The 6,092-nt window shown below is 64.3% G+C and carries 7 protein-coding genes; 4 read left to right on the forward strand and 3 right to left on the reverse strand.

The genetic code is table 11. The features are described 5' to 3' along the window. Window positions 1-225 precede the first annotated feature (225 nt). From msrB to ACCD05_RS31405, 3 genes are all read right to left on the reverse strand, one after another. Window positions 226-636, reverse strand: a complete 411-nt coding sequence (gene msrB, locus ACCD05_RS31395; protein ID WP_018901181.1) for a peptide-methionine (R)-S-oxide reductase MsrB — start codon at window positions 634-636, stop codon at window positions 226-228. 131 nt (window positions 637-767) lie between these two features. After that, complete coding sequence (locus ACCD05_RS31400; protein WP_413397563.1) at window positions 768-1,214, reverse strand: HIT family protein; 447 nt, start codon at window positions 1,212-1,214, stop codon at window positions 768-770. 85 nt (window positions 1,215-1,299) lie between these two features. Beyond that, the gene (locus ACCD05_RS31405) at window positions 1,300-2,112 is read right to left on the reverse strand and encodes a class I SAM-dependent methyltransferase (protein ID WP_413397565.1); all 813 of its coding nucleotides are present in this window, start codon (window positions 2,110-2,112) and stop codon (window positions 1,300-1,302) included. 204 nt (window positions 2,113-2,316) lie between these two features. On the opposite strand from ACCD05_RS31405, the gene ACCD05_RS31410 reads away from it, so the two are divergent. The 4 genes from ACCD05_RS31410 (at window position 2,317) to ACCD05_RS31425 (ending at window position 5,856) form a co-directional block, all read left to right on the forward strand. Then, entirely contained in the window at window positions 2,317-2,532 is a 216-nt protein-coding gene (locus tag ACCD05_RS31410; protein WP_413397567.1) for a hypothetical protein, read from the forward strand. 152 nt (window positions 2,533-2,684) lie between these two features. Next, window positions 2,685-5,063, forward strand: a complete 2,379-nt coding sequence (locus ACCD05_RS31415; RefSeq protein ID WP_413397569.1) for a putative monovalent cation/H+ antiporter subunit A — start codon at window positions 2,685-2,687, stop codon at window positions 5,061-5,063. Further along, window positions 5,060-5,479, forward strand: a complete 420-nt coding sequence (locus ACCD05_RS31420; RefSeq protein WP_413397571.1) for a Na(+)/H(+) antiporter subunit B — start codon at window positions 5,060-5,062, stop codon at window positions 5,477-5,479. The genes ACCD05_RS31415 and ACCD05_RS31420 overlap by 4 nt, the downstream gene beginning before the upstream one ends. Further along, window positions 5,479-5,856: a Na+/H+ antiporter subunit C gene (locus tag ACCD05_RS31425; protein ID WP_112983264.1), complete on the forward strand. Its 378-nt coding sequence runs from the start codon at window positions 5,479-5,481 to the stop codon at window positions 5,854-5,856. Before ACCD05_RS31420 ends, ACCD05_RS31425 begins: the two co-directional genes overlap by 1 nt. Window positions 5,857-6,092: the final 236 nt, after the last annotated feature.

A 6,092-nucleotide genomic window follows, 5' to 3' on the forward strand; every position in this document is an offset into this window, starting at 1 on the left:
CCGTTGCATTCCGGGAGACGTGCTTAGATGCTCGGCACAAGGCCGAGCATGACGGCTGAGTATGTGGCCGGCGTCAGGAAACCAATGAAGCGATGGAGCTACGATCCGGCAACCCATTGAAACACCAGCATTTCCTCCCTCTCGACGTCATCCTCGGGCTCGTCCCGAGGATCTAATCACGCCGCAACGGACTGAACGCCAGTGGATCAACAGGAGACATCGCCATCACTTGTCTGGCGTAAACACCATCGAGTGGCCGTTAATGCAGTAGCGCAGGCCCGTCGGTGGTGGGCCGTCGGGGAAGACGTGGCCGAGATGGGCCTCGCAATTGCCGCAGCGGATCTCGGTGCGCACCATGCCGTGGCTGGTATCGCGATACTCGGTCACCGCCTCGGGCGAAACCGCCTCGAAGTAGCTCGGCCAGCCGCAGCCGGCGTCGAATTTGGTGTCGGAGCGAAACAGCGGCGCGTCGCAGCAAACGCAGCTGTAGAGCCCCGTTTCGAATGAATCCCAGTAGGGGCCGGTAAAAGCCCGTTCGGTGCCGTGCTGGCGGGTGATGCGGTACTGCTCGGGGGTGAGCTGTTCCTTCCACTCGGCATCGGTCTTGTGAACCTTGGCGATCGTCGTATCGGCCATGGAGTGCTCCTTTCACGCAGCTGTGGCTTGCGGCGAGTGTTTTTTGATTTCTTCGAGAATGTGGTGCTGTTGACGCGAACGATCAAGGGACCGCACGCGTCCGAAGGGCGAGTTCGCGGCCTCCGTGTCGATCAAACCACAGCCCCGTGCGCCTCGATATACGCTCGCAGCGTGGCGACCAGCGCGGCCTCGCCGTCGCCCGATTTCGCCGCCTCTGCCCACGAATAGCCCATGCAGGCCGGGCGGTGGCGCTTGTCCTCGGGCTCTGTCAGATAGCGTGGCATGATATGCGCGTGCAGCGCAGGCTCCGCATTGCCCCAGATCTCGTAGTTCACCCGGGCGCAACCGGTAGCGGAAAGCAGCGCGTCGCCCGCCAGCGCCATGTCGCCGAGAAAGGCCGCACGCGCTTCGGGAGAGAGATCGTTGAGGCGGGGCACGACGGGATCCGCCAGCAGCAGGCAGTAGCCCGGCAGCGGCTGCACATCGCCGATGACAAGCCAGCCGGAACGCATGCGGCAGATGACATAAGGGTTGGTGCCCGCTCGCGCCATCGCCACGCGCTCTTCGATAAGGTTCATTGCGTTTCCCTAAAGGATTGATTCCGTTTGAATCTTCCTATGCGCCAGAGAGGCCGGGCCGCGCAATGGGCTGGATGAGGCAAACCTACCCCGAGGCCAAAATCACATGCGCCTGGATCTTGGCGGCGATCTCGCCGTTGCCGTGCTTGCTCGCGAGCGCCGCCTCCGCCGCCTTGGTCGCGGCCTCGAGCTTCGCAGGGTTCCGCGCCTCGATCTCGCCGCGCAAGGGCGTTCCCTGGCAATAGGCGACCGCCACCTCGCGGGCGGACGGCGCGCGGCTGATATCGGGGCGGGTGTCGATCTCGATCTCGCGGAATCCGGCGCGCGCGAGATCGTCGCGGATCTGGTTGCGGTCGTGATAGCCGTGCGGCGTGCGCTCGGCAAAGCGTGGCGGATCCTCGGGAAACACGGTGGCCAGCGCCTTGGTCACGTCGTCGGCGAACACGTTCGTCTCGATCCGGTCCCAGACGCTGAACAGAAGCCGGCCGTTCGGCCTGAGCACCCGCCGTGCCTCGCGATAGGCGGCCGGTCGATCCGGAAAGAACATTGCCCCGAACTGGCAGCAGACGAGGTCGAAACTCGCATCCTGGAAGGGTAGCGCCATGGCATCGGCCTGTCGCCAGACGACACGGTCGTCAGCCGGCTGGTGCAAGCGGGCATAGTCGAGCATGGCCTGGTTGAGATCGGTCGCGATATAGGTCGCGCCGGGTGGCAGCAATGGCGCCAGCGCCCGGGTCACGGCGCCGGTGCCGGCCGCGATCTCGAGCACCGCCTTCGGCTTGAGGGCGGCGGCCCGCCGCGCCAGGTCCGCGGCATAGGATGCGAAAATCAGCGGCACCATATGGCGGTCGTAATTCTCAGGAACGGAGCCGGCAAAGATCTTGTCCGCTTCCAGCATCGCCTCATCCTCCCTTGATGATTGGCATTTGCTATTGCAAGGAGACTACCACGAAACGCCGTCTGCCGCTCGTCTCAAGCGCGGTTATCGCGCCCTTCGTCGCATCGCCCGTTCGGATGAACGCCGGCTCATCATAAGAGCCAGCTAATGTCGCCCCTGATCCTGGCTATACTTGATGAAAATCGAGCATCGGGGGATGCTGAAATGAGTGAAACCATTGTAGTCAGCGCCTATTGCGCGATCTCGAGTGTCTTCATGCTGATGACGGCGCTCGAAGGCTGGGCCGTCAGGGGCGGATGGACGCTGGCGCGTGGCTTTGGCCTCGCCGCCTGTTCGCTCTGGCCGCTGCTGCTTGCCGCTTTCATTCTGCACACGCTGCTCGCGCCAAGACGCATGCCGCGTCTCACCCGCGCTGCCTGAAACAGCCTCTTTGCGCCGCCATCCGTCCCCGCGCGCGATGCGTCCAAACCCTCATTTGGCCGATCTAGCTTGAGATGGCGGCGCTCTTCTTCTAAACCTGAGGCATCTGATTTGTTTCGGATTCGGGGTCTTCAAGGGTAAAAGGAGAGCGGATGGCCGATGGCACGGCATTGACGTTTGCGGCACTGTGTCTGCCATTTCTTGGCGCCGTCCTCGCCCCGTTTCTCGTCCGCGCATTCGGCCACAACGCCGCCTGGCTGCTGGCGCTCGCGCCGCTTCTCGCTTTCCTTCGCTTCGCAAGCCTTCTGCCCGAAATCGCCGCCGGAACCGTCATTCGCGGCGGCTATGCCTGGGTGCCGAGCCTCAATCTCGATTTCGCCTGGATGCTCGACGGCCTGTCGGTCACCTTCTCGCTGCTCATCACGGGCATCGGCACGCTGGTCGTGCTTTATGCCGGCGGTTATCTGAAGGGCCATCCCGATCTCGGCCGCTTCTTCTCCTTCATCTTCCTGTTCATGGGCGCGATGCTCGGGCTTGTCGTCTCCGACAATTTCCTGATGCTCTTCGTCTTCTGGGAGCTGACGTCTATCACCTCCTTCCTGCTGATCGGCTTCGATCACCGCCGCGAGGCCTCGCGCCGCGCCGCCCTGCAGGCGCTCGTCATCACCGGTGGCGGCGGATTGCTGTTGCTGGCCGGCCTGTTGATGATCTGGAGCACGACAGGCGCGTCCGAGCTCTCGGTGCTGCTGCAATCGGGCGATCTCTTGCGCGCCAACCCCTATTACATGCCGATCCTGCTCCTCATCCTCGGCGGCGCCTTTACCAAATCGGCGCAATATCCGTTCCACGCCTGGCTGCCCAACGCCATGGAAGCGCCGACGCCGGTTTCGGCCTATCTGCATTCGGCGACCATGGTCAAAGCCGGCGTCTATCTCCTGATGCGCCTCAATCCCGTCATGGGCGGCACAACACCTTGGGAAACCATCCTCCCGCTCTTCGGCGGCGTCACGCTTGTGGTCGGCGCGCTGCTTGCCATCCGCAAGACCGATCTGAAGCTGAAGCTCGCCTACACCACGGTGTCCTCGCTCGGCCTTCTGGTGCTGCTCACCGGCTTCGGCTCCGATTACGCCATCGAGGCGGCGGTGCTTTATCTGGTCGCCCAGGCGCTGTTCAAGGGCGCGCTGTTCATGGTCTCGGGGATCATCGACCACGAGACCGGCACCCGCGACGTGACCCGCCTCAGAGGGCTGAGAACGGCAATGCCGCTGACCTTCTTAATCGCGCTCGCCGCCGCCCTCTCGATGGGCGGCCTGCCGCCGTTCGCGGGCTTCCTCGCCAAGGAGGAGATCTATGCAGCCCTTGCCCATGGCGATCCGCGCTCGATCCTCTTTGCCATCCTGGTGATTGCCGCCAACGTGCTGATGTTCGCCATCGCCTTCGCCGTCGCCCTGAAACCCTTCCTCGGCGCCCCGGTCGAAACGCCGAAGCACCCACACGAAGCCCCGCCGCTTCTCTGGCTCGGCCCCGCCGTGCTCGCCCTGCTCGGCCTTCTCGCCGCCCTGTTTTCGGCGACGACGCACCGCTTCATCTCCTCGCCGATGGCCTCCTCCATCAGGGGAGCAGCCACCACGATCGAGAGCTCGCTTGCCCCGCATATCGGGCTGCCGCTGCTCCTGTCGCTCTTCACCATCGCGCTCGGCATTGTTGTCTACTGGCAGCTCGATCGCGCCCGCGCGCTGATGGCGGCGCTGTTGCACAGATTGGGGCCGGGACCGGACCAGGGCTTCGACAACGCCATATCGGGCCTCGTCTCATTCGCCGTGCGCATCACCCGCATCCTGCAGCCCGGCCGGCTGGAGATCTACGTGACCTGCACCTTTCTCGCGGTCGCCGCCATCCTCATTCTGCCGCTCTGGCTGTTCGGCGAGGGGCCGTCGCTGCCGGCATGGCCGGCGGGCGTGCAGATCCATGAATGGGGTGTCTTCCTGCTCGCCGTGATCGGGCTTGTCGCCGTCATCATCGCCCGCGATCGGCTGACGGCGATCGTCTCGCTCGGCATCCAGGGCTTCGCCGTGGCGCTGATCTTCCTGCTCTTCGGCGCCCCCGATCTCGCCTTCACCCAGTTCATGGTGGAGACGCTCTCGGTCGTCATCCTCGCGCTGGTCATGACGCGGCTGCGCCTCTCGCACACCGATCCGCGCCCTCTCGGCCAGATGCTCTTCGACGGCGCGGTGGCACTCGCCTGCGGCGTGGGCCTGACGCTGCTGTTGATGAAGGCGACCGAAGCGCCGTTCAGCGCCACGCTCAGCGATTTCTTCAACACCTATTCGAAAACCATCGCCCACGGCGCCAATGTCGTGAACGTCATCATCGTCGATTTCCGCGGCACCGATACGCTCGGCGAGATCGCCGTCGTCGCCATGACCGGCCTTGCCATCCTGGCGCTGATCCGTGTCCGGGCAGGGGCCGAGCGCAAGCTCGCGGCAAACGACCCCGATGCGCCCGATGACCTCGGAGTGGAGCGCCCATGAATACGCTTATCGCTCGCACCATCGCTCCCGTGCTCACCGCGCTGATGCTGCTCTTCTCCGTCTTCGTGCTGTTGCGCGGCCATAATGAGCCCGGCGGCGGCTTCATCGGCGGGCTGATCGCGGCGTCCGCGCTGGCGATCTTCGGCATCATAAAGGGCACCGGCGCCGTGCGTCGCGCCATCGTCTTCCACCCGCTGTCGATAGCAGGCGCCGGCCTTTTGATGTCCTCCGTGGCCGGCCTCATCTCGATCCTTTTCGCCGTGCCCTTCATGACCGGCCTCTGGATCTATCCAGTGATTGCCGGCGTCGAGGTGCCGCTGTCATCGGTCATGCTGTTCGATATCGGCGTCTATCTCGTCGTGGTCGGCGCGGTCACCTCGATTGCGCTGTCGCTGGAAGAGCGGGAGGTCGAATGATGGAGCCGCTCTTCGCCATCCTCGTCGGCCTGTTCTTCACCGCCGCCGTCTATCTGATGCTGTCGAAATTCTCGATCCGCATCATGCTGGGCATCGCCATCCTCGGCAACGCCGTCAACCTCCTGCTCTTCACATCAGGCCGCCTGACCCGCGAAGTGCCGCCGATCATCCCCGACGGCCTCGATGCGCTGCCATCGGGGGCAGCCAACCCGCTGCCGCAGGCGCTGATCCTGACGGCGATCGTCATCTCCTTTTCGCTGCTGGCTTTCCTGCTGGTGCTGACCTACCGCGCCTATCAGGACATCGGCACTGACAATACCGACGAGATGCGGGTGGCCGAGCCAGATGAACCGACGTTGCCGCCGGTGGGGTATTGATGATGGCTGGTGTTGTGCCGCGGGTTACCCCCCTCTGCCCTGTCGGGCATCTCCCCCACATGGGGGGAGATTGGCTGGGCGTAACCGCTCGCTCCACTCTCATTGTTTGGGGATGCCGTCGCAACGAGTCGATCTCCCCCCTTGTGGGGGAGATGTCCGGCAGGACAGAGGGGGGTGTATCCGCACCACGCCCAAGCGCACCCACACCACGCCTATGCGAGGCCACCCCCTAAATG

This window comes from Rhizobium sp. Rhizsp42, assembly GCF_047304155.1.
GTDB lineage: Bacteria > Pseudomonadota > Alphaproteobacteria > Rhizobiales > Rhizobiaceae > Rhizobium.